The organism is Fibrobacter sp. (assembly GCF_017551775.1).
Classification (GTDB): domain Bacteria; phylum Fibrobacterota; class Fibrobacteria; order Fibrobacterales; family Fibrobacteraceae; genus Fibrobacter.
Genome location: NZ_JAFZKX010000093.1, coordinates 1 through 23180, shown reverse-complemented (window position 1 = coordinate 23180; position 23180 = coordinate 1). Strand labels below are relative to the sequence as shown.

17 protein-coding genes are annotated in these 23180 nt (G+C 56.9%); 13 read left to right on the top strand and 4 right to left on the bottom strand.

Going from position 1 to position 23180, the window contains the following annotated elements; all coding sequences use genetic code 11:
• Positions 1-7 precede the first annotated feature (7 nt).
• From IK012_RS11290 to IK012_RS11245, 10 genes are all read left to right on the top strand, one after another.
• On the top strand, positions 8-754 hold the full coding sequence (locus tag IK012_RS11290; protein WP_290954551.1) for a transglutaminase family protein: 747 nt from the start codon (positions 8-10) through the stop codon (positions 752-754).
• A 58-nt stretch (positions 755-812) separates the two neighbouring features.
• A complete protein-coding gene (locus IK012_RS11285) occupies positions 813-3503 on the top strand; it encodes a TIGR02171 family protein (RefSeq protein WP_290954548.1) in 2691 nt (896 codons plus the stop codon).
• Positions 3500-4933, top strand: coding sequence for a hypothetical protein (locus IK012_RS11280; protein WP_290954539.1), 1434 nt, complete (start codon positions 3500-3502; stop codon positions 4931-4933). The genes IK012_RS11285 and IK012_RS11280 overlap by 4 nt, the downstream gene beginning before the upstream one ends.
• Before the next feature lie 387 nt (positions 4934-5320).
• Complete coding sequence (locus IK012_RS11275; protein WP_290954537.1) at positions 5321-6802, top strand: DnaA/Hda family protein; 1482 nt, start codon at positions 5321-5323, stop codon at positions 6800-6802.
• Complete coding sequence (locus tag IK012_RS11270; protein WP_290954534.1) at positions 6802-7668, top strand: NAD-dependent epimerase/dehydratase family protein; 867 nt, start codon at positions 6802-6804, stop codon at positions 7666-7668. The genes IK012_RS11275 and IK012_RS11270 overlap by 1 nt, the downstream gene beginning before the upstream one ends.
• 69 nt (positions 7669-7737) lie before the next feature.
• Positions 7738-8892 carry a hypothetical protein gene (locus IK012_RS11265; RefSeq protein WP_290954531.1) on the top strand — a complete coding sequence of 385 codons (1155 nt, stop codon included), beginning with the start codon at positions 7738-7740 and terminating at the stop codon, positions 8890-8892.
• Positions 8893-8983: 91 nt separating this feature from the next.
• Complete coding sequence (gene nadE / locus IK012_RS11260) at positions 8984-10531, top strand: NAD(+) synthase (RefSeq protein ID WP_290954528.1); 1548 nt, start codon at positions 8984-8986, stop codon at positions 10529-10531.
• A gap of 28 nt (positions 10532-10559) precedes the next feature.
• The gene (locus IK012_RS11255; protein ID WP_173378823.1) at positions 10560-11468 is read left to right on the top strand and encodes a MoxR family ATPase; all 909 of its coding nucleotides are present in this window, start codon (positions 10560-10562) and stop codon (positions 11466-11468) included.
• A 14-nt stretch (positions 11469-11482) separates the two neighbouring features.
• The gene (locus IK012_RS11250) at positions 11483-12763 is read left to right on the top strand and encodes a DUF58 domain-containing protein (protein WP_290954521.1); all 1281 of its coding nucleotides are present in this window, start codon (positions 11483-11485) and stop codon (positions 12761-12763) included.
• Positions 12760-14739, top strand: a complete 1980-nt coding sequence (locus tag IK012_RS11245; protein ID WP_290954518.1) for a transglutaminase family protein — start codon at positions 12760-12762, stop codon at positions 14737-14739. The genes IK012_RS11250 and IK012_RS11245 overlap by 4 nt, the downstream gene beginning before the upstream one ends.
• Before the next feature lie 17 nt (positions 14740-14756).
• Here IK012_RS11245 and IK012_RS11240 read toward each other — a convergent pair whose 3' ends face one another.
• Complete coding sequence (locus tag IK012_RS11240) at positions 14757-15266, bottom strand: lipocalin family protein (RefSeq protein ID WP_290954515.1); 510 nt, start codon at positions 15264-15266, stop codon at positions 14757-14759.
• 235 nt (positions 15267-15501) lie between these two features.
• On the opposite strand from IK012_RS11240, the gene IK012_RS11235 reads away from it, so the two are divergent.
• Both IK012_RS11235 and IK012_RS11230 read left to right on the top strand, forming a co-directional pair.
• Positions 15502-16752 carry a sialate O-acetylesterase gene (locus tag IK012_RS11235; protein WP_290954512.1) on the top strand — a complete coding sequence of 417 codons (1251 nt, stop codon included), beginning with the start codon at positions 15502-15504 and terminating at the stop codon, positions 16750-16752.
• Positions 16753-16796: 44 nt separating this feature from the next.
• A complete protein-coding gene (locus tag IK012_RS11230) occupies positions 16797-17993 on the top strand; it encodes a sialate O-acetylesterase (RefSeq protein ID WP_290954509.1) in 1197 nt (398 codons plus the stop codon).
• A gap of 106 nt (positions 17994-18099) precedes the next feature.
• Here IK012_RS11230 and tsaA read toward each other — a convergent pair whose 3' ends face one another.
• The 3 genes from tsaA to IK012_RS11215 all read right to left on the bottom strand — a co-directional run bounded on the left by tsaA (position 18100) and on the right by IK012_RS11215 (position 20784).
• Positions 18100-18786, bottom strand: a complete 687-nt coding sequence (gene tsaA / locus IK012_RS11225; protein WP_290954506.1) for a tRNA (N6-threonylcarbamoyladenosine(37)-N6)-methyltransferase TrmO — start codon at positions 18784-18786, stop codon at positions 18100-18102.
• Between the two features lie 8 nt (positions 18787-18794).
• The gene (locus tag IK012_RS11220; RefSeq protein ID WP_290954503.1) at positions 18795-19889 is read right to left on the bottom strand and encodes a histidine phosphatase family protein; all 1095 of its coding nucleotides are present in this window, start codon (positions 19887-19889) and stop codon (positions 18795-18797) included.
• A gap of 112 nt (positions 19890-20001) precedes the next feature.
• Positions 20002-20784, bottom strand: coding sequence for a hypothetical protein (locus tag IK012_RS11215; RefSeq protein ID WP_173342819.1), 783 nt, complete (start codon positions 20782-20784; stop codon positions 20002-20004).
• A gap of 107 nt (positions 20785-20891) precedes the next feature.
• On the opposite strand from IK012_RS11215, the gene IK012_RS11210 reads away from it, so the two are divergent.
• On the top strand, positions 20892-23180 hold a 2289-nt coding region (locus IK012_RS11210; protein ID WP_290954499.1), incomplete at its 3' end, for a sodium-translocating pyrophosphatase.

Below are 23180 nucleotides of genomic sequence, written 5' to 3'. Positions count from 1 at the left end.
AGATAGGATGTTCGCCCGACTCCATTCCCTGTTCTCGCGGTATTTTTGGCCGATTTTCCTGTTGCTGCTTTCGGCTTCGCTCGCGCTGCTCCTGTGGACGGTGCGACCCGAAGACGTGACGTATGCGGAAATGGCGTGTACCTTCGAGGAACGGGACCCGTGGTGTGTCGATTCGGTACCCGCGTGGCGCGAGGGACTCGCTTTTTATGACAGCAGTTTGTCTGTAACGCACGATACCCTCGGCTCGCTGAAGTCGCTCCTGTGGGAATTCTGGAATATCGAATTTGCCGGGGCGGGAGAGGGCGCCGTGGCACACGACGCGGTACTCCCGCTGCGCGTTCTCGAAACGCGCCGCTCCGGCTGCCTCGGGCTTGCCTGGCTTGCGATGATGGCAGCCGAAGCCCGGCAAATTCCGCTGCAGGCGATACTCTTGCCCGGACATGTATTTTTGCGGTACGCTCCCGCTGGCAAGCCTCCCGTAAACCTGGAGCCCAACAGGCGTGGCTATTCCTATACCGATGACGAATACCGCGAAAAATACCGCGACGGCAATTGGAGCGGTCTCGAATTCAAGCCGCTCGGCGCTCGTGAACTTGCCGGCCTTGCCGCTTTCGATATCGGGAATCTCTACCTGGATTCCGATGTGAGCCGCGCCCTTCGCTGGTACAGGCTCGCTGATGACCTTTTTCCGGCTTATCCGGGAATCGGCGTGAATCGTGAAATTGCGAAAAGTCGGCTTCCCGACCATTTGTGATGGCTTCGCGGGCAATGCCCACTGGCGCAGGACATTCAATTTTTTTAGATTTACCTCAATGGTGCGAATCTTTCTTTTGATTGTCCTTGCTTTGATTGCTGGATGCTCTAATTCGGAATCGGTCAACTCTCTCAACAACTACGAGCCTTTTTCCCTTGACGACGGAATGGTTCTTGTTCACGCATCGGACAAGAGCGTGAATCTCGGGACGAATGATGTTGAGGCCTTGCCTACGGTGAAGCCTTCCATGCGCGTGGAATTTTCGTATGACTTCTACATCGGCAAGCGTGAAGTCACCTTCGGTGAATACGGGAAGGTTCGTGGAATCCATTTCGATTCCGAGCTGAAGAACCAGCCGGTCTCGAACGTGACTTTTTTCGATGCGGTCCTGTATGCGAACGCCTTGAGCAAAAAGCACGGGTTGGATACGGTGTATACTTATACGAAGGCTGTGATTGATGACGATGGGCACTGCGTCTCGATGCTCGATTTTTCTACCCGGTTCGATGTCGACGCGTTCAGGTTGCCGACCGAGGCGGAATGGACGCTGGTCGCGGAGAACAACTGGAAAAAGGCGTGTGGCGAGAAGCCGACGGTCCCCTGCGATTTTGCCGGCGGTGTCAAGGAATGGGTGAACGACTGGCTCGGCGGTTACAGGGATACGACCCTGGAAAATTATGTGGGGATTTTCGGTGGCGGATTCCTCAATACGAGAATTTTGAAGGGCGGCTCCTTCAGGGACGATTCCGCAGATGTCCACGTGTACGACAGGAGCGATGTGTATCCTGTGACGGCTGACTTGAGGATGGACTATATCGGGTTCCGTATCGCGTACGGCGCCATTCCGAATCCGGTCATGACGGACTATAGGGGCTATATCGTTCACGACGACGTGAAGGTGCTGATAACCTCCGAAGAGTTTCGCTCGATTTTCGGTACCATGGAAGCGAAGCTTGTTTTCAGGAACGAAGCTTCGGGCAATCTCATGTTTGTCAATTTTATCGGCGGGGATCCGGTGGTGCACGAGATTGTCGATACCATGGAAGTCTACCATCCGGCCATATCTCCCGATGGCAGGTATGTGGCTTTCTCGACCGTGCCGGAAGGCGTTTCTTCGGACAAGTCGACGATTTTTGTCCGCTCCTTGGATATCGCTAGCGGGGTCGTGAAGAGGCTCAGGGGTTTTTCGGGAGCGATTCCCCGTTGGCGCGTGCTGGATAGCGGCGATACGGTGGTCGTTTTCGTGGATTATTCTGGGAACAACAAGGACGATGCTGCTTTCCATGCGGCCTCGACCTGGCAGGTCGTTTTTGGAAATGCGGCCTTCAGGGAAGATTCGAAACTTTTCGGCGGCGCCTATCATGGCGGAATCAGCGAGGACTGGCGCCTGGCCGTTACCGGTGCGCGCCTGCTGCGTGCAAAACGCGCGAAGGAAGGAAAGACTCTGCTCGAGGAATCCGAAGAAGAATTGTGGTACGGCGGCGAACAGGCGTGCAATGCGAGCCTGGCTCAGGATGGGAGCAAGCGCACGCTGTTCCTGGATTTCGGTGGACGGACCGGTAGGGACTTCACCGGGAAGCAATACGGGACGCACGAAATGCTCCTTGTGGCCGATAGCCTCGGGAATCTTGTACAGGGCGTGCCGTCGCCGGCGTCGTACACGTTTGACCATACGGAATGGACTTCGAACGAGGATGTCGTGGTTGCGACGCTTGTGGACAAGAACGGGGCGCACGGCAAGATTGTTACGGTCAATTTGAAGGATTCGTCGATTACGGAACTTGTGGAAGGGAACGACGTCACGTATCCGGATTTGTGGATTGGCGAGAAGCCTGTGCTCGCGGGAAAGGATACCTTGGTGCAGGATAGTGCGGGTGCCTACATGTTCGCCGGCGGTAGCATGGAGATGTCCCTTTACCGTTATAAGCTTGAACTGTTGTGGCAGTACCGCGATACGGCCGACGTGGTGATTCTCGGTTCCTCGCGCCCGCTGGCGGCGGTGGACCCGGTTGCCTTGAAGCATTACTTTGCGGTGAACTTGGCACAGACTCCGAATTCCATGGCTGTTTCCCGTGCGCTTTTCGAACGCTATGTCCTTGGCAATGTGGACAGGCTGCGCTATATCATCGTTTCCCTGGATATCGATTTCTGGTGGAAGGATTCAACTTCCGATAATTTCTTCTACGACAGGTATAAATTCTATCCGGGATTCGTCTATGACGAAAATCATAATTACTGGAAGGACGATCGTGATGCGCGGATACTGGAATACACCAGGGCAGCAGTCGGGAGCGAGGAGGCGGACCGGATTATGTATCACCGCGGGCTCATGGTGTCGTCGGGTCCGGGCTGGCTGGAGAAGCCTACTATCTTGCAGGACAGTTTGTGGAACCATTACCTCCCAGATCGCTTTGACGCCAACGTGGATATCCTAGAAGATATGGTGAAACTTGCCGGCGAACACGGTGTCAAAGTCATTGGGGTTATTTTCCCGCAGAATCCCAATTATAGGAAGACGGGAGCGTTCGGCCGCTATGGAATTGCGCGCAGCGAGGCTCCGGAACTTATCGCGAAGATATCCGCGCTGGAAAAGAAGTACGACAATTTCCACCTAGTAGATGAAAACAAGATGGGCAAGCACGATTACACCTCGTCGATGGCGGAAAACGATGACCATCTCAACCGTTACGGTGCGAGGGTGCTGTCTGTCCGGCTTGATTCCGTGCTTGTAAAACTGGATTCTAAATGAATTGGATTGCGGTCCCGCTCTTGGCGCTGCTTTTCGCGCTGTTCCCCCTGACGGATACCGATATCTGGTGGCATCTCGCCTGTGCGCGTGAGTGGGTGGTGACCTGGAGCCCGTCGCGTGCGGGCATGGTGAATATCCATGAGTTTTTCCAGCAGGTGATGTACGCGGTGTACTGCATCGGGGGCGCGCCCCTGCTTGTTGTTTTCAAGGCGGTGATGTGGGGCGGCGTGTTCGCGCTTTTTATGCGGGGGAGGCGTATCGACGTTTTCCGCAACCCGCTCCCGGTCGCGCTTGCGGCTGTTATCCTGTTCGTGTTCCGCTTCCAGTTCGAAATGCGCCCTGTGCTCTTTTCGCTCCTGTTTCTCGGGGTGTACTGGAATGCGCTTCCGTGGCTGCTCCCGCGTCTTGAGCGCCGGGCCGACCTGAAGGTTTATGCGGTTGCGTTTGCGGTACTTGCCTTGCAGTGGGTGTGGTGCCGTTTCCAGGGGCTCTACATTCTGGGCCCGCTGTTCGCGGCGTTGTGCGTGCTGCCCGTCGTCGCGGAACGCATGAAACGGGCCGGGCGCGTGCGTGCTGCCGATGCGGCTTTCCCTACTCTGTTTGTTTTGCTCCTGTTCGCGATGCCCTTCTTGCACGGGGACGGCGTCTCGATTTTCCTGTACCCGTTCGGGCTTCTGGACAGGCTGCTCGGTATTTCTCCCTCGGCGGCGGCGTTCGCGAGCGGCATCGCCGAGAACCGGAGCCCGTTTACGATTCTCCTTGCCGGCGAGAACGTCCTTGCAAGCGCGCTGATGGTTGCGCTCGCTGTTTTCGGGGCGGCGTATGCGGTCGTAAAGCTGGTCCGCAGTCGCGAAAACTTTGTAGTGCTTGCTACTTTGTTTGTAACATCGGTGATGGCGCTTTCGGCCGAAAGGAACTTCGCGCTCTTCTTGCCCGTTTTTCTTTCCGTCTTCATGCCTTGCTTTGGGCAATTGCCACGTTTCAAAAAGTTCTGCCAACTAAGTTCTATAGTAATCCTCGCTTTCCTCCTCGGCTTTTGGGGGCGTTCCGTTTCCGCTTACGATTCCTGGGTCTCGTACCAGCGCGTGCCCGTCTCCGCTGCCGCCTGGATGAAGGAACACCCGCATCCGGGCCGGCTGTTCAACGATGACCGTGCCGGCGGGTACCTTGCCTTCGTGAACCCCGCGGATTCTATATATATAGACGGGCGCTTCATCCTGAAGACGGCGGAATTCTTCGAGCGGTACATGCGATACTCCGAAGAGCCGGTGCTGTTTCTCTCCGATGCAGATTCCCTGGGTATCGATCGGGCGGTCTTTCCGCTGCGTTTTTATGCCCGCTGGGAGAGCCTCCTGGAGGGCCTCCGTGAATCCACAAAATGGGCCGTGGCCTATGTTGATGGAAACTTTATTGTTTTCGCGAGAAAATAATATTTAAACCTTACATAACTTTCGTAATATCAACGAGTTACAAGCCTCCGTTGACAAAAAATGCCCCAAATTGACGCAAAAAGGCCGATTTTGTCGAAAATCGTGCTTTTTTGTTCACCACCCGTTCTGTCAAGGGATGGTTTAAAATTTTTCTGTTGATATGTTGTGTTTTTTATTGGGAAGATTATTTGATTCTTACGTGATTATAATCCCCAAAAATGGGGGTAGATTCGGGAATAAAAATTTTTTTTGTAAAAAAAGCCTTTTTTGCGCTGTTTTTTAAAAAATTTTTTTGAACCGGTTTCGGGAACGATTTTTGCCTGACCCCTTTATCTAATTTTTAAACCCAACCTTTAGTAGCCCCCCTCTAGCTCTTTTTGGTTTATTGTGGATAATACGATTGCTTTATTGAATTTGTCGACTTCGCCCTGGCAGTCCGTGAAGGATTATATGCTGTCGCAGGGTGAATTCAGCTCTTTTGGGATGCAGTTCCTCGAGACTATTGAGTTCGAGGGCATGTCCGGCGGGATAGCCTGGCTTTCAGTTCCCGACAAGTTCCGTGAAACTTGGCTCAACAGCCATTACGGCGATCTCCTGCGCAAGGCTTTTTCTACAGTCCTCGGGTCCGCTTTTGAAGATTATAAGGTGCGTCTGCGCGCCGTTTCTGCCCCTGTTCCCGAGATGAAGTTCCCGAACCCCGTGCCCGCCGTGGTGAAGCAGGCTGCAAGGCAGGCCGCCCAGGTGAAGCGCGTAAAGAAGAAGGCCGCTCTCGGCTCCCCGATGTATGCGGGCTATACGTTCGAGAATTTCGTGGAAGGCTCCTGCAATTCCCTCGCGCTCAAGGCGTGCCTCACCGTGGTCGAAAAGCCCGGTGACCTTCCGATGAACCCGCTCCTCGTATATGGCGCTTCGGGTCTCGGCAAGACGCACTTGCTCCAGGCCGTTGCCGCAAGGCTTTCCTCGAAGAATCCGGAAATGCGTGTCGTATACCGCCAGGCATACGATTTCTTGCGCGATACGATGTCCATCGTCGAGGCTTCTGTCGCCAAGGAATGGGCGAAGCGCGATGAGCTGAAGGAAAAGTTCAGGCAGCTTTATTCGGAATGCGATTTGCTGCTGATTGACGATATCCAGCTGCTCAAGAGCGGCGTCTACAGCCAGGAAATCCTCGCCAAGATGATCAACAGCCTGCGCAACAGCGGCAAGCAGGTCATCCTTTCGTGCGACCGCCATCCGGCTTCGTTCAAGAAGCTCGCCGCGGGTGAGAAGCCTTCTAGGGATGCCTCCGTTCCGCAGCTGACCTCGGTGCTCCTGAACCATCTGGAAAACTGTGTCGCGGTCGGCATGGACGAGCCCGACTTGAATACTCGTATGGGCGTCATCCGCATGAAATCCGAACGCCTGCCGTTCGCGAGCGACGACCGCGAAGAAATTTGCAGGTTCCTTTCCATACCTCCGCGCGCCAACTTCCGCCTTATCGAAGGCGTGCTCAACTGGCTCGATGCGATGCACAGCCTGAACGGTGTGGAACTGAACCTGCACAGCATTAAGCAGCTGCTCGTCTCCCCGCAGAACGACGGCGCGACGCTCACGCTCAAGTGCATCAGCGAGACGGTCGCCGCCTCCTTCAATATCGATGCGGTCGTGCTTTCTTCGAAGCGCCAGGACAAGGGCGCTTCCATCCCGCGCAAGATTGCCATGTTCCTCTGCCGCGAACTCACCTCGGAGACGGAACAGGAAGTGGGAAAGATCTTCAACCGCGATTACTCCACGGTGATCGCCGCCATTCGCTCCCTGGTTGCCATGATGGACAAGGATGTAGCCCTTGCGAGGCGCGTCAGGGACATCCGTTACATGCTGGAAACCTGATGAAGGCGCTTGTAACGGGAGGTGCAGGCGTCGTAGGGAGGGCGCTCTGCCGGGAACTTTTGAAACGCGGTGTGTGTGTCCGCGTTCTTTCGCTCCCGGGCGATTCACTGGTGCAGTCGCTTCCGGCTGGAGTGGAAGTCGCCTATGGCAATGTCGCGGATTACAAGTCCATTCGCCCCGCGTTCGAGGGCGTGGACTGCGTGTTCCACCTGGCGGCAATTCTCCTTTCTAACGACCCGCGGGCCTTCGAGAAGATAAACGCGGGCGGTACGCGGAACGTGGTTTCGGCGTGCCAGGACGCGGGCATCCGCAGGCTCCTTTATGTATCGAGTATTTCGGTCACCTACCCGGTGCTTACCCCCTATGGCGCGAGCAAGCGTGCGGGGGAGGCTGCGGTGAAGGAATCCGGGCTCGAATGGACCATCGTGCGGCCGACTCTCGTGATAGGCGACGGCGGTGGCGTGGAATTCCGCATGTTCGCGGATTTCGTATGCAGGTTCCCGATTTACCCGATGCCCGGCGGCGGTACCGCGAAGAAGCGCCCGGTACGGAGCGTGGACCTGGTGAAGGGCATTGCCGCCGCGGGGCTTGCGAACGAGGCGGTGGGCAAGACCTATGCGCTTGCCGGGCCCGAGGTGATGACGATGGCCGAAATGGCGCGTCGCGTGCTTGGCCAGGCGGGCCTCCGGCACTGGATGTTGAGCGTTCCCTGGTGGCTTGCGAAGAGGCTCGCGGTGTTCAAGAACCGTATTGGCGGCCGTCGCGTATCTGCCGAACAGGCGCTTGCCGGATTCCTCTATGACGCCGTTCCGGACATAGAAAGTGCGAAAAAAGACCTTGAATATCACCCTGAGGCCGCTTTATAGGCCTTTTTTTGCAATTTTGTTGTTTTTTTGCGGAGAAAGGAGTTATATTCCTTAAAAAAAGGATTTAGCATGAAACGTTCATTCATTCTTGCCGGTTGCGCGGCTCTCGCGCTTACTCTCGGTGCCTGCGGCGACACCAATTCGTCCGATGCTTCCGACGATTTGCTGTCTTCTGCCGGTAACTCCGAAAAGTCCTCTTCCTCGAAGGCCGAAGAATCCTCCTCGTCCATGAAGAGGGAAATTCCCGAAGGTGCGCGTGTCGCCACCCTCGATGACCTCGAACGTAATATGGAACTCTCCGGCTTCTTCGGTGGCAAGGCGTACCTCGCTACGGGTACGAAGCTCGGCCTGTTCTCTATCTGGGTTCCCGATACCGCATGGATCGCTGCCCCCTCCGATTTCAAGGACGGCGTAATCGACTTCTCGCAGGCCTCCATCGCGGCGATTGATGCCAAGGGCGTCGTGGATTCCATGAAGGCCCTCGTCGCAAAGAATTCTGGCCGCTCTATCGGGTTTATCGTAAATGACGAAGACCAGCTGCAGTATACGCTCGACGGCAAGACGTACAAGGACGTGAAGGAAGCTTCTGTCAAGACGTCTTCGTCCATCATCTCGAAGGGTGAGGACCTTGCCGGAAAGAAGCTTGAATGCAAGCAGGATTCCAGCGCTAAGGAAATCTACTCGTTCTATGATGGCCGCTATATTGTGGAAAACAAGGGCGAAAAGGATAATACCTGGTCTGCCGGCTACTATGACATTCACCGCGGCAAGCTCCTGCTGCGTCCGATATTCTTTACCGCCGCCTTGCCGTCTTTGTTCACGGCATCGGTGAGCTCCGAATACGGAATCGAGTTCTCTACGGGCAAGTCGCTTTCGTGCAAGACGTCTGACCTGGAATACGAAAAGATTTCCGCGAAGGACCTGGCGCAGGAATGGGACGTGTCTGTCGACGGACTCGACTGGATGCTCGACCTCAAGAAAGACAAAACGTTTGAACTCGAGGCCTACAAGGGCGTTGAAGGCAAGGAACTGAAGAAGGGTACGTGGGACGTGTATGGGGATAACCTCATGCTCAAGGTCACGGGCTGCCTGAATACGGACTGCACTACCTCGGTCAAGGGCGTGGTCTCGGATCTCGATCCCAAGAAGGGTTTCAAGTACGCGCATGGCGATACCGACAAGCCGAACATTCCGAAGGAATGGGAAGTGCCGATGTACGAGTAAAATGGCGGCGTATGTCTGAATTTGAAAAAAACGTTGCGGGGTCTGTTCCTGCAACGTTTTTTATATTTCTTTAGAAAAAAAAGAAGGCCCTATGAAAGTCTATTTAGTGCAGATGGAAGTCGTCCCGGGAAAGCCGGAAGAAAATATCAAGAAGATGAAGGCCGCGGTCGCTCGCGCGAAGAAGGCTGGTGCCGAGGCGGTGGTGTTCCCGGAGTTCGCCATATCCGGCGATCTCTTCAAGCTCGGTTCCAGGCAGGAAGAAATCGGCTTCCAAATCAAGTGCAACGATGCGGAAAAGGTTCTTGAAAAGCTTTCGCGCGGTATCGAAATCCTTGTGGGTACGAGCGCCATGCTCGACGAATGCATGTACAACCACTATGTCGATGGCTGCATGGATGGCTGGGACAACGACTTCGAGGTCGTTTCGGATTACCAGGAATTCTCTGTCGTAAAGGAAGGCTTTGTCGACGAGTTCTGCACGGATTTCGTGAAGGAGAACAAGAAGGCTATTGTTTACATGGGCGCCGTCGGGACGGAAAATTCCGGCAAGAACATCTATGCGCTCGATGGCGGCTGCCGCGTGTACGACAAGACGGGCAAGGTGGCCTACCGCATGCCGCAGTTCCGCGAATGCGAAGCGCTGCTGGATATTACCAAGGGCCGCGTGAAGTTTGTTTCGGGCGAGAAGTCCGTAAAGCCTGCCGAACCGATTGCGGCGCTGCACGACGCACTCGTGTACATGATTCGCGAGAACCTGAAGAAGTTCCATATCGAACGCATGGTCATCGGTGCGAGCGGCGGTATCGACAGCGCCGTGTCTGCGGTGTTGTATGCGGAAGCGATTGGTGCGAAGAACGTGTACCTCGTGAACATGCCGACGAAGTTCAATTCCGATACCACGAAGAATGCGGCTCGCGACCTGGCGAATAACCTGAAGACTCCCTACATGGTCGCTCCGATTTCGGATATGCTGGATGCGGTCTGCGAGAGCCTCGGAAAATGCTCCTTTGTCCGCAGCGACAAGAAAATCAAGGTGGAAGGACTTGCCTACGAAAACCTTCAGGCGCGTACCCGTTCGTCTTCCGTGCTGCTTTCGATTGCCTCCGTGCTCGGCGCGGGCGTCACGTGCAACGGCAACAAGAGCGAAGCCACTGCCGGCTATTGCACGCTCTATGGCGATACCTGCGGCGTGATGTGCGCTCTCGGCGACCTGTGGAAGACGCAGGTGTACGAACTGGCTGGCTACATCAACCGCAAGAAGGAAATTATCCCGAAGGCGTCCATCGACGTGCCGGCGAGTGCAGAACTCAGCGAGGCGATGAACGTGGACGAGGGCAAGGGCGACCCGATCAAGTACCCGTATCACGACAAACTTTTCGCCTTCTGGGTCGACGGGAACCACGGCCTGGACGAGACCGAGGAATTGCTCGAGAAGGGAACGCTCTGCAAGGAAATCGGGGCCGACCCGAAGTACTTCAAGAAACTTTTCAAGACCAAGGCCGATGCGCTCGAGGATATGCGCGCATGGCACAGGCGGTTCCGCGGGCTCGCTCTCGCGAAGCGCATCCAGTTCCCGCCGATTCTTTCGGTGAGCGGGATGGCGTTCGGTGGCGAATACCGCGAAAGCCAGGGTGTGTAGGGCCTAAACTTTTAACCAGGCGGGAAATATGGTAAAGCGCTTGATGGATGCTCTCGATTCCGTGCTGCTCGGCAAGCACGACAGCGTGGAAATGCTCGTGATGGCGCTTCTCGCCGATGGTCACGTGCTCATAGAGGATGTTCCCGGTACCGGGAAGACGACGCTCGCGAAGGCGCTCGCAGTGGCCATAGGGGCGGACTTTGCCCGTATCCAGTTCACGCCCGACCTGCTCCCGGCCGACGTTACGGGGGGCGCCGTGTACAGGGCGAATACCGGAGATTTCGAAATCCGCAGGGGTCCCGTTTTCACGCAGGTGCTCTTGGCCGACGAAATCAACCGAGCTTCTCCCCGAACGCAGAGTGCGCTTTTGGAAGCGATGGAAGAACGCCAGGTGAGCCTCGAGGGCGAGGCCCACAGGCTGCCCGAACTCTTCTTTGTGCTTGCGACGGAAAACCCGGTGGAGTTCCACGGGGTTTTCCCGCTGCCCGAGGCTCAGATGGACCGCTTTATGGTGCGGCTCTCCATCGGGTACCCGACTTTGGAAACAGAAATGCAGATTCTGCACGGGCACCGCGAGGGAACACCCCTCCAGAGGCTCTCCGCCGTTACGAGCGTGCAGGAGGTTCTCGCCGCCCGCGAGACGGTGCGGAAGGTGCATATCGACGAAGCGCTCGAACGCTATGCGGTCATGCTCGTGCAGGCGACCCGCAGTGATGCGGGCGTTAGGCTTGCGGCCAGCCCTCGCGCCGGCCTCAACCTGGTCAAGATGGCCCGCGCGAGCGCTTTTGTCGCGGGGCGTGACTTCGTGAATCCGGACGATATCCAGAAGGTCTTCTATCCGGTCATGGAACATCGCGTGTTCCCGAAGGACGCCGCACGGGGCGCGAGCCGTGATGTCCTCGCCGGAATTCTCCGTCAGGTAGACATCCCGAAATAGAATTGCGGGGAACTATGCGCCGATTCTTGAGCTGGTTCCTGGGTGCGATTCCCCGTGCGCCCAAGCGTGCGGGACTGCTGATGCGCCTCTACTACGTGTGGAGGGAGTATTTCACGTACCCGGGCCGCGCCTGCGCCGCCCTGTTCCTCTTCTCCATATTCGCGGGTGCCTTCGCCGGCTTTTGGGCCGCCTGGGTTTTCTCGGGCTTCGTTTTCCTCTTTTTCCTCTCGCTGGTCCCGTCGCTCTTCCTCACGTCCAAAAAGACGAAGCTCTCGGGTTCCGTTTCGCGTGTCGAGAACGCTACCGAGGGCGATAATGCCTACGTCTCGGTGCGCCTCCAGGCCGGAACCGCAATCGATTGCGTGTGGGCGTCGTGCTCCCGCATGGATCCGTCGCTCGATGGCGAGAACTCTCCGGAACTCCGCGGGGTTCCCGCGGGTGGCACGGGCGAACTGCGGGCCTGCATCCGCACGCGGTTCCGGGGCGCCTACCGCATCCCGAAGGTTTCGCTCACGGTTCCCGAAATCAAGGGCATGCTCTGCAATCCCTTCAAGGTGGGCGAGGCGGAAATTCTCGTGTATCCGCGCCCGAAGAACGTCACCGCCTTCCCGTTTTTGACTACGGGCCAGAGCGGGCTTGCGTTCGTGCCGCTTTTGATGAGCAATTTTATGCGCGGGCTCGATTTTGCGGGTGTGCGCGAGTACCGCGAGGGCGATTCCCTGCGCGACTTGTACTACAGGGCGTTCGCGCGTTACGGGCGGCCCTTCACCAAGGAGTTCGAGGGCGAACGCGGCGCGGGCGTGGTGCTTGTGCTCGATACCCGCGCGCGCAACCTGCGCGAAAAGTCTGTGCTCGAACCCATGATCCGGCTTGCGGCGGGAATCGGGATGTGGCTTCTGGACCGGGGAATCCTCGGGCGCCTCTTTGTGTGCGATGACGAGTTCTCGCTTGCGGGAACGGATGCCGCGAGCGTCTTGCTCGAGACTCTTGCCCGCATACCTTGCGCCGAAATTTATGCCCGCGATAAACGTGTCGGCGACCCGAAAAAGGCATTTGACGGTTTGAAAAAAGATTCTCGGGGCCAGAAACAAGCGTCCCGCGGTCGCGGCGACGAGCCCGAACTCTGGTCGCCCGCGGCGCGCCCGATGGGGCCGGTGCTTCGCGTGGGGCTCTTCGCGGTCAAGGATCCGCTGGTCCACAAGCAGGTCGTGGTGTGCGCTTCTGCCCGTGAGAACAGCGACGATACCTTGTTCGTTCCCGTCGAAAATCTGGATGCGGGGGAGGTCTCGTTATGAGAAAGTTCTCCTTCCGCGAAATATCGAAGACGCTCCTCCTCTGCGCTGCGTCGCTGAACCTGGGGTTCTCTTCTGATTTGCCTTGGCTCGGGTTTGCCTTTGCCGTGGCGTTTGCGGTACTTTTATTCCGCTACGATGCCGCGCATGTTCCCGTGTACCGCAAGTCGGTCGCCTACGGGCTTATCGTCCCCTTCGCCTTCTGGTGGGTGTTCAGCCCCGAGGTGGAATACGGGATGTCGCCCTGGCTTGTTTACATTCCCGCATATTACCTCCTTTCGCTTGCGTACCTGCAAAAACGCAGCCTCGGTAACGGCGGTTACGACGTGTTCGTCCTCTTCAACGGCGTGGCGGTGCTCCTGTTGAGTTGCTACCAGGCTCGTGCGGTTGGTGTCGCGGTGAATTTCGCGACTCTGCTGTTGTTGCTCCATGCTTATGGAAGGCCGGGAGTCAAATTGTGGAAGCATGCGCTGTTTTTGCTCCTGTTCGCAGGCTTCACCGCGATTTCGTTTGGCGGGCTCAAGTACTGGCGTTCGCACGGGCAGTACCGTTCCCAAAAGGCTGCCGATTATTTCGCGAAGCGCCACCTGATGGGATTCGACCCCGTGGTGAAACTCGGGTCCTTCGAATCGAATTTCGTGAACAAGTACAATCGCGAAGTGGTGCTGCGCGTGTGGGATACTCTCGCTCCGAATTACATGCGCGCCGCCGTCTACGAGAAGTACGTGGGCGGCATCTGGAAATTGCCTGCGCACAGTGAACGCCAGCTTTATCCCGCCCGCTACAAGGTGGATTACGCCGTTTTTGAGAAGGGTGATTCGGCATCGGCTTCTAACCGTTCGCGCTCGGTGTGGGTGCAGTCTGCGCTCGACAATTTCGGATTCATTTTCGCCCCATACGAGGCTGTTGCCGTTGCCGCGAAGAATGCGGATTCTGTGGAGTATTTCAAGTCGAATGTGTTCAAGCAAGGCGAAACCCGGCGGGGAGACTGGTTCTACTACATGCCGACGGATTCCGCCGACCCTTATGCCACATTCGAGGGTTATGGCGATGCGCCCGATAGCGCCTACCTGCAGGTGTTCGCGCCGTTGGCGGGCTTCCTCGATACGGTCGCGACGGAGATGGGGCTTGATACGCTTGCCGGTTACCCGGATTCTGTGAAGCCGTATGCCTATTCCCACGCTATCGGTTCGTATTTCCTGCTCAATTTCGCCTATTCCTTGCGCGTTGATGAATCCGGTGCCACCGCCGAAGCCAAACTTGGCCCGCATTCCGATCCGCTGCGCATCTTCTGGGCCACTCGTTCGGGCTATTGCGAATACTATGCGACTTTGTCTGTACTCCTGTTGCGGCGTGCGGGTATCCCTGCGCGCTACGTGACGGGTTTTGCCCGCCCGGAAGTCATGCCGGGCCGCCCTTATGCGCTGTTCCGCCGAAACTCTACGCATGCGTGGGTTGAACTCTATAGTATTTCGGGCCGTTGGAGATCTTTCGATCCGACACCGCCGCTCTTTGTGGTGAAGATGGAACGCCCGTCGTGGATGGCGATGAAAATGGAAGCACTCCGGGCTCGCATGGCGCGGATGTTCCACCTCCTCAGGGACGGGGAATGGAGGGGCGCGTTGAATTCCTGGCAAGACGTCTCCCGCGATGTTCTTTCGAGTTCGCTGTTCAACTGGATTTTCGCCATCGCCGTCGTTGCGCTGGCGTCGTTCCTGGCCTGGAAAAGATGGCGTCGTCGCGGTAGGCGCCCCGGCTATGGAGCTTCGGTCCTACAGCTTGTGCGCATGCTCGATTCTGCCGAGAAGATGTTGGCCGCCCTTGGGCTTCGCCGCCGTCCCGGTGAAACGGTCGCTGCTTTTGCCGATCGTTGCCGCACATTTACGCCGGCGACAAAAAAAGGGCAGATGCGGTTGCATCGTGCCCTGGAAATTCTCGACGAGTACGAGGATAAACGCTGGAAACCCGCCTCGCGTTGAAGCGGGCTTGGCTGCGCTTATTCGCCCACGCGGACGAAGTATTCGGTAGAATTGGATTTCGTGAGCTGGTCGGTCATGTCGTTTTCGTGGAAGACTACCGTGTTCAGGTTCAGGTTGCGTTCGCTGATGGTCGGCGTCAGCGTGTAGCTGCGGCCAGTTTCCAGACAGTCGGTACGGCCAATCTTCAACTTGAGCACTTTGCCTGCGATTTCCCAGGTTCCGTAATTGTCTGAGCCGCCGCAGCCGTTGCCGGCCATTTCGGAAATGCCGGTGTTGGTCGTGAACACGAAATAGAACGTCCCGTCGTCTCTGAATTCGAGCGTGCTCGGGGTAACACCGAAGTCCGTGTAAATTTGGCTTCCGTCCCTGCTCTGGATGGACTGCAGGTTCCACTGGCCGATGAGGCAGTCTTCGTTCAGGCCCTGTGCGCACATGTCAGCACGGGAAGGCTTGGATTCCTCACCGCCACAGGCGGAAAGAAGGCATACGCTTGCGGCCGCGATGGCCGTCATGATAATCTTTTTCATTGGATTCCTCCGATAAATACATAGGGAATATAAATAAATGTTTGTTTTTGCGGTATGGGACAGTGTGAAAATTCGGTAAAAATCGAAAAAAAAAGGCTCCGGGAACGGTCTCTTTTGTGTGTTGCGCCATGATACAACGGATAATGCCTGTAATTGCAGACGTTTGCGTTTTTTTATCTATATTAATTTCCGAGCAGGATTGGGTTTGTTCTGCTCTTGTTTATGGAGAGTAAAAATGAATATCAAAAAAGTGATTATGGCGGCTTGTGCCGCATCTGCCGTATATGCGGCACCAGATCCTAACTTCCACATTTATCTCGCTTTCGGCCAGTCCAACATGGAAGGCCAGGGCGATATCGGCAACGAAGACAGGACCGTTGACGAACGTTTCCAGGTGCTATGGGCTGCCGATAACGGTTCCTGTTCCGGCAAGACGAAGGGACGGTGGTCCAAGGCGACGCCCCCGCTGGCGCATTGTCAGGGGGCTAAGCTCGGACCTACGGACTACTTCGGCCGTACTATGGTCGAGAAGACGGATTCCCAGATCAAGGTGGGTGTCATCGTGGTCGCAGTTGCGGGCTGCAGTATCCAGCTGTTCGACAAGGACAACTACGCGAATTACGCGAGGACGCAGCAGAGCTGGATGACCCAGCGCATCAATGACTATGGTGGCAATCCCTATGGCCGCCTGATCGAGATGGCGAAGAAGGCCCAGGAAGACGGCGTCATCAAGGGCATCATCTTCCACCAGGGTGAAACCGACGCCGGCAACAGCCAGTGGCCTTACTCGGTCAAGAAGGTCTACGACAACATCATCAAGGACCTGGGACTCGACAGCGATATCCCGTTCCTCGCGGGCGAAGTGCTGCGCAGCGGTTCCAGTTCCGGTGCGAACCAAAACATCGCGAAACTCCCGCAGCAGTCCAAGAACTTCTACGTGGTCTCTTCCGAAGGTTTCAACCAGGCATTGGGCGATGGCCAGAACGTCCACTTCACCCCGCAGGAATACCGCGACTTCGGCAAGCGCTATGCCGAGAAGATGGTCGAGGTCTTGGGTGACAAGATCAAGCCCGTGGCGACAGCGACCAGTTCCAGTTCCGTAGCCGAATCCAGTTCCGCCGTTGGGCCCACTTCGAGCGAAGTTGCTCCGAAAAGTTCCAGCAGCGTGACCGCTTCCAGTTCCAGCCATCAGCACGTCCACCGTTCCAGTTCTTCGACCGAAGCCATCGGTGCGGTCGCTGCGGTATCTTCCGCTATCGGGAAGGCTGTCGTGAACTCGGGTCGCGTGTCCGTGCCGGTCAAGGTGAATGGCGACGCGGTGTCTGCGAAGGTGTTCAGCATGCAGGGCAAGATGCTGCTCGACTTCGGTAACAGCTATTCCATGGGTACGCTCGGTTTCGATGCGTCGCGCCTCCCGCAGGGAAACTACATGGTATCCGTTCAGGTTGGTTCTGAACGGTCTGTACAGAAAGTACAGATAAAGTAACTTGGTGGTATGTGGAAATTGTTTGGTTCAACAGAGGAGTCAAAATGAAAAAGAAGAACCTGATTGGACTGATTGTCGGTTCGGCGCTTATGGCTTCGGCTGCATTTGCCGCACCGGATCCCAATTTCCACATCTACCTCGCCTTTGGTCAGTCCAACATGGAGGGCCAGGGCACTATCGAGTCTCAAGACAAGACGGTCGATCCGCGTTTCCAGATGCTTTCGGCAATCGACAACTTCAACGGAAGGAAGCTGGGTACGTGGAACGACGCGATTCCGCCTTTGGCGAACAAACACGGCGGCCTTGGCCCCACCGACTACTTCGGACGCACGCTGGTCGAAAAGCTTGACCCGCAAATCAAGGTTGGCGTCGTGGTTGTGGCCATAGCGGGCTGCAGCATCGTGGCGTTCGATTCGCCTATTGACCAGAGCTATTTGTCAACCCAGGCTGGTTGGTTCAAGGACATCGTCAATGATTACGGTGGCAATCCCTACCAGCGCTTGGTGGATATGGCTTTGAAGGCCAAGGAAGACGGCGTCATCAAGGGCATCATCTTCCACCAGGGCGAAACCGACGAGGGCGACAGCGATTGGCCTAACAAGGTCAAGAAGGTCTACGACCGTCTGGTCAGGGACATCGGCCTCGACGAGAACATTCCGTTCTTTGCGGGCGAGGTCCCGTATCAAGGAAGCTCCAAGGGCACGAACAACAACATCCGGAAACTTCCGCAACAGTCCAAGAACTTTTACCTCGTTTCTGCCGAGGGTCTCAACGACCTGGACATGATGCGCATCCACTTCTCTTCGCAGGGCTACCGCGACTTCGGTAAGCGCTATGCCGAGAAGGTGATGGAAATCCTGGGTGATGACCTTAAGCCCGTAACGACGACTCCGTCGAGCAGCTCTGTCGAAGAATCCAGCTCGAGCGAAGTTGCTCCGGGATCCAGTTCCAGCGTCGGGTCTGAATCTTCTGCGCTCGCTATTGGCGTGGTTGCCGATGCGTCGACTGTTATCGGAAAGGCCGTCGTGCATGCGGGTCGCGTGTCCGTGCCGGTCCGGGCGAACGGTTTCGCTGTTTCGGCGAAGGTGTTCACCATGCAGGGCAAGGCCGTTCTCGACTTCAGCAACAGCTATGCCGGAGGAACGCTCGGTTTCGATGCGTCGCTGCTCCCGCAGGGTAGCTACATGCTGTCCGTTCAGGTGGGCTCCGAACGTTCTGTACAGAAGGTGCTGATTAAATAAAACCAGATGCTCAATCTGGCTTTTGGGGTGGATCAAAACGCCCGGGGTAAGTTGTTTGCCCCGGGTTTTCTTGTGGCCGCTCGTGCGGCGTTTTAGGAAATTTGTTTTAGGCGCTTTCTACGGCTATGACGGTGAGCGTTCCGTCGGCAACCTTGAACTTGATGTTTTTGCCGGCGAAGGCGAGTCCGTAAACTCTTTCGGGATCGTCCTGGTAGTGCGGCCGCGGGTCCTGCCTCAATATCTCGACGAGGGCGTCGAGCTTGCCTTCCGGTACCTGGCTCGCTATCTCGGGAGCGATTTCCACCTGCAGGGAATCGTACCTGCGGGCTTCCGCAAAACCGCCCTTTGCGTCGGGAATGCTGTCGGCGTAGGGCAGGTAGGGCTTGATGTCCAGAATGGGGGTGCCGTCCATAAGGTCGGCACCGCTCACGATAATTTCGGGCCCGTCTGGAGCGTCCAGGCGGATACCTTCAATCTTCACGCAGCTCATCGCGATAGGGTTCGGGCGGAAACTGCTCCTTGTGGCGAATACGCCGAGCCGCGTATTGCCTCCGAGGCGCGGGGGCCGCACCGTCGGGTGCCATGTGTCCCGGATGTTTTCGGAGAATATCCAGATGAGCCACAGGTGGCTGAAGCCTTCCAGCCCGCGGAGCGCATCCGCATTCCTGAATTCGGGCTCGAACCGTATGGTCGAACGCAACGAAGGGACAAGCCCGCTCTGGCGGGGTATCCCGAACTTTTCGGGGAAGTCGCTTTTTATGCGGGCGATGATTTTTAGGTTAAGGCTGTCCATGCCCTGAACTAGCTAGACATGGTGCCTTCGTCGAGGCCCATGACCGGCACGTACTTGATGGAACCGTCTGCATGGACGATCACGGCGACGCCTGCGAGGAAGTTGAGCCAGCTCTTGTCTTCGTGGTGCTTCATTTCGAGCAGCCTGTTCGTCGCGAAAATCGTGAGCGGGTAGAGCATCTGGTCGTGTGAAATGACGACGCTGATGCGGCTCTGCGGGACGACCTTGGCGAGGATGATTTCGCTCATGAACTGGGTTCCGCGTTCCATCAGGTCGTAGAAACCTTCGTTATAATTGACGGTCGGGTCGGGGTATTCGTTGTAGGCCCAGCGCGAAACGACGTCGTAGCTGCTAGAGACGGTAGCATTGTATTCTTCGACTTTGGCGTGGTCCTTCTCGAACCAGCCGCCGTTCAGTTCCTTGAGCGCAACATGCGAGAATTCGGTTTGCCCGCGGCCCTGGGCGATTGCCATGCTGGTCTGCATGGTGCGCGGAATCTCGGAATGCCAGTATTTGATTTCTTCGGTGCCCGCGATCTGCTTGCCGACGGTGATTGCCTGTTCGTATCCGAGGCCGGTAAGGACGCCGTCGACGTCGGTGCTGCTGGTGCGGTGGGCGTGGCGCAAGATGAATACGGCCTTGTCGGTGGGCTGCAGCGCTGCAAAAATCTTCTTGATGCCGACGAAGCTCGTGTAGGCGGCCGCGTTCGGGTCGAACGGGGAAGTGTCGCTGTCTTCGAGGATGTTGCCGACATATTCGCCGTTGCAGGTGAGCTTCACGCCCGAACCGAACGAAAGGGGCTCGGAGGTGCAGCCCATGTCGGGGAGGGCTACCGCGTCAGTGGTAAATTCAACCGGAGCTTCGACTGTCGCGGAAGAAGCCGGGACGGCTGCCGAAGATGCGGGCGGGACCGTTTCTGAAGAACCGGGGACTGTCGCGGACGATGTCGGGAGTGCATCCGAGGAACCGGGGAGCGCTTCCGAAGAAAGTGCGGGCTGGCTACCGCCTTCGGGGGTGACGGGGTTGCCGGACTCGCTGTCACCGCATGCGGTGATGGATAGAGCTGCAAACAGTGATATCGGAAGAAGTGCAATCTTTTTCATAGGGCTCCTCGTGGTGCATCTATAGTTCTCTTGAATATCTAATTATTTGGAGCGGAATTTACAAGTAAAAATTTGGCAAAAGGGGGCAAAAAACGCTTTTATGTGGCGTTCTTTACTTGTTTTTGTCCGAATACGACGCGTCGGCCATCTCGTTCCTGCGCTTGAGTTCCTTGTTCAGCGGCCAGTAGATGCATGCGAACAGCACGTAGCCGCACAGGAGCACAATCCAGTGGTTCAGGTGCAGGAATATCTCGAGGTAGCGCATCTCGGCGAACATGAACGGCCCCGCGATGAGGAATAGCGGGAGTTGCCTGCACTGGTCGCCCAGCGAAAAGCGCGATTCGTAGCTTACGATGGAGTTCATCATCGGGAAGCTCGTGCAGAACCCGCCCATGAGCCTCTTTATGACCATGAGGCCAGCGACGACGCCCGCGATGGCGGGTGCCTTGATGTATACGGGCAGGGGAGTCTTGTAGCGGACTCCGGACTTGTATTTTTGCTTCTGGAAGAGGATGACTCCCACGGTGAAGTCGAAGAGGCAGGCCCCGATGAAGAAGGCTTCCCCATCCGGGATGCGGGGCATCAGGAAGGTTCCGAGCGCGACGAAGAAGGCCAGGCCGAGGGCGATGGAGGGGATGATGGGAACCTTTACCTTATAGTGAAGAATGCGTACGATATGCACATAAAGCAGGCACATGAAACCCGAAATGGCGTTCGCGGTGCCCATGGGGAGTCCGACGGCGATATAGGCGAATCCGCAGGGGATGGGGATGGTCGCCGCGACGGCCTTGAGCTGGGGGTCCTTGGTGTAGGCGCTGAAGACTCCGAGCGCCGTGACCATGAAAACGAGCAGCCAGTCGTAGAATTCGAAATGGAAATTGAGATTTTCCAGCATGGAGTGTAAATTTAAACAAAATTTAGCGTCCTTTCTAGGATTTTCGTTATAGATTTCTTTATAAGGTCGTCGGATGCCGGCCAAAGGTTTAGTAGAAAGAGGTTTCAATGCTTACTATTCCAGCTTATTGGTTCCTGGTCCCGGTTGCAGCGTTGTTTGCGCTCGCCATGGCGTTTTTCTTTTACAGGTTCATGAAGCGGCAGCCCGACGGCAATGAGAAAATGAAGGCGATTGCGCATTTTGTGCGCGTAGGTGCGTTTGCCTACCTCCGGCGGCAATACAAGACGGTTTCCATCGTCTTTGCGGTGCTTTTCGCGGTATTCGTGGTGCTGGCCTTCATGGGCATCCAGAATCCGTTCGTGCCGGTAGCCTTCCTTACGGGCGGCTTCTTCAGCGGGCTTTGCGGCTTTTTGGGCATGAAGACGGCGACGTACGCGAGTTCCCGCACGGCGAACGGCGCCATCAGCAGCTTGAACCGCGGGCTTGTCATCGCGTTCCGTAGCGGCGCCGTGATGGGCCTCGTGGTGGTGGGCTTTGGTCTCCTAGATATTTCGGCATGGTTCTTTGCGCTCAACTACATTTACGACCACAATGTGTGGAATTTCGGCGCTGATTTGGCGGCGAAAATTTCGCTCGGTGGCTGGACTGCCGACATGGTGAACAATGCGGAATGGGCGCATGCGAAGATGGTGGAAATCACCACGACCATGCTTACCTTCGGTATGGGCGCTTCCCTGCAGGCACTCTTCGCCCGCGTGGGTGGAGGCATTTACACGAAGGCGGCCGATGTCGGCGCCGACCTTGTGGGCAAGGTCGAGGCGGGCATCCCCGAGGATGACCCGCGCAACCCGGCGACCATTGCGGACAACGTCGGTGATAACGTGGGGGACGTCGCCGGGATGGGCGCCGACCTCTACGAATCCTACTGCGGATCCATTCTTTCGACGGCGGCTCTCGGGGCTGCCTTACCGCTGGGCGGCATAAAGCTCGTGATCGCCCCGATGGTGGTGGCTGCGATTGGAATTATCCTTTCGCTTGTGGGCATCTTTGCAGTGCGCACGAAGGAAAATGCCACCACGAAATCCCTGTTGCGCTCCCTCCTTACAGGAACGCTCGGCTCTTCGGTGCTTATCCTTGTGGCGCTTCTCGTGCTCGTGAAGATTGATTTCATTTCGATAGGCATCTTCGGTTCCGTGCTTTCGGGCCTTGCCGCGGGAATCCTTATCGGGCAGTTTACCGAATACTACACTTCCGATGCCTACAAGCCCACTCGCGGTATCGCGGGCCAGGCCAAGCTCGGTGCGGCGACTACGATTATCGACGGCATTTCCGTCGGCATGTTCTCCACTGGGCTTCCGGTCGTGACTATCGTGATTGGCATCGTGGCCGCGTTCGGCTGTGCGGGCGGTTTTGAGAATATGGCTATGGGCCTCTACGGCGTGGGTTTTGCCGCTGTGGGCATGCTGAGCACGCTCGGCATCACGCTTGCGACCGATGCTTTCGGGCCGATTGCCGACAATGCGGGCGGTAACGCCGAAATGGCGGGCCTCGATCCCGAAGTGCGCGCCCGTACCGACGAACTCGACATGCTCGGGAATACCACCGCTGCGACGGGCAAGGGCTTCGCTATTGGTTCTGCAGCGCTCACTGCGATGGCGCTTCTCGCATCTTACGTAGAAGAAGTGAAAATTTGGCTTGGACACCTCGCATCCTCTGCGGAGGGTGTGTGGAAGGTGGGTTCCGTGGCGTTCGCGAACGGCGCGAGCGATCTCGCTAAAGCGCTTTCGGGCATTTCGGGCGTCAAGTTCCTGGACGGCGGCACGCGTGCCATCGCCGAGAACGGGGACCTTCTCGGAATGGTCGCAAGCAAGGTGAATTACGCTGACTTCATGCAGATTTACAACCTCAACTTGATGAACCCCATGCTGCTCGGCGGGTTGTTCATCGGGGCGATGATGACGTTCGTTTTCTGTGCCTTTACCATCAAGGCGGTGGGCCGTGCCGCTAGCGCGATGGTGGAGGAGGTGCGCCGCCAGTTCCGCGAGATTCCGGGAATCATGGATGGGACGGGCGAGCCGGACTATGCCCGCTGCGTGGAAATTTCGACGACGGGTGCCCAGCGCGAAATGATTATGCCCTCGGTGCTTGCGGTTGTGGTGCCTGTGCTGGTGGGACTTACCATGGGTGTCGCGGGCGTGTTCGGACTTTTGGCGGGCGGGCTTGCGAGCGGGTTTGCTCTTGCCACCATGCTCAACAATGCGGGCGGCGCCTGGGACAATGCGAAAAAGTTTGTCGAGAAGGGTAACTACGGCGGCAAGGGTTCCGATACGCACAAGTCTGCCGTGGTGGGCGATACCGTGGGTGACCCGTTCAAGGATACCGCGGGCCCCTCGCTC

What these genes read in the sequence shown, in the direction of transcription:
- IK012_RS11290 (WP_290954551.1), top strand. Translation starts at nt 8, where the DNA reads ATGTTCGCCCGACTCCATTCCCTGTTCTCGCGGTATTTTTGGCCGATT.
- IK012_RS11285 (WP_290954548.1), top strand. Translation starts at nt 813, where the DNA reads ATGGTGCGAATCTTTCTTTTGATTGTCCTTGCTTTGATTGCTGGATGC.
- IK012_RS11280 (WP_290954539.1), top strand. Translation starts at nt 3,500, where the DNA reads ATGAATTGGATTGCGGTCCCGCTCTTGGCGCTGCTTTTCGCGCTGTTC.
- IK012_RS11270 (WP_290954534.1), top strand. Translation starts at nt 6,802, where the DNA reads ATGAAGGCGCTTGTAACGGGAGGTGCAGGCGTCGTAGGGAGGGCGCTC.
- IK012_RS11265 (WP_290954531.1), top strand. Translation starts at nt 7,738, where the DNA reads ATGAAACGTTCATTCATTCTTGCCGGTTGCGCGGCTCTCGCGCTTACT.
- nadE (WP_290954528.1), top strand. Translation starts at nt 8,984, where the DNA reads ATGAAAGTCTATTTAGTGCAGATGGAAGTCGTCCCGGGAAAGCCGGAA.
- IK012_RS11255 (WP_173378823.1), top strand. Translation starts at nt 10,560, where the DNA reads ATGGTAAAGCGCTTGATGGATGCTCTCGATTCCGTGCTGCTCGGCAAG.
- IK012_RS11250 (WP_290954521.1), top strand. Translation starts at nt 11,483, where the DNA reads ATGCGCCGATTCTTGAGCTGGTTCCTGGGTGCGATTCCCCGTGCGCCC.
- IK012_RS11245 (WP_290954518.1), top strand. Translation starts at nt 12,760, where the DNA reads ATGAGAAAGTTCTCCTTCCGCGAAATATCGAAGACGCTCCTCCTCTGC.
- IK012_RS11240 (WP_290954515.1), bottom strand. Translation starts at nt 15,266, where the DNA reads ATGAAAAAGATTATCATGACGGCCATCGCGGCCGCAAGCGTATGCCTT.
- IK012_RS11235 (WP_290954512.1), top strand. Translation starts at nt 15,502, where the DNA reads ATGAATATCAAAAAAGTGATTATGGCGGCTTGTGCCGCATCTGCCGTA.
- IK012_RS11230 (WP_290954509.1), top strand. Translation starts at nt 16,797, where the DNA reads ATGAAAAAGAAGAACCTGATTGGACTGATTGTCGGTTCGGCGCTTATG.
- tsaA (WP_290954506.1), bottom strand. Translation starts at nt 18,786, where the DNA reads ATGGACAGCCTTAACCTAAAAATCATCGCCCGCATAAAAAGCGACTTC.
- IK012_RS11220 (WP_290954503.1), bottom strand. Translation starts at nt 19,889, where the DNA reads ATGAAAAAGATTGCACTTCTTCCGATATCACTGTTTGCAGCTCTATCC.
- IK012_RS11215 (WP_173342819.1), bottom strand. Translation starts at nt 20,784, where the DNA reads ATGCTGGAAAATCTCAATTTCCATTTCGAATTCTACGACTGGCTGCTC.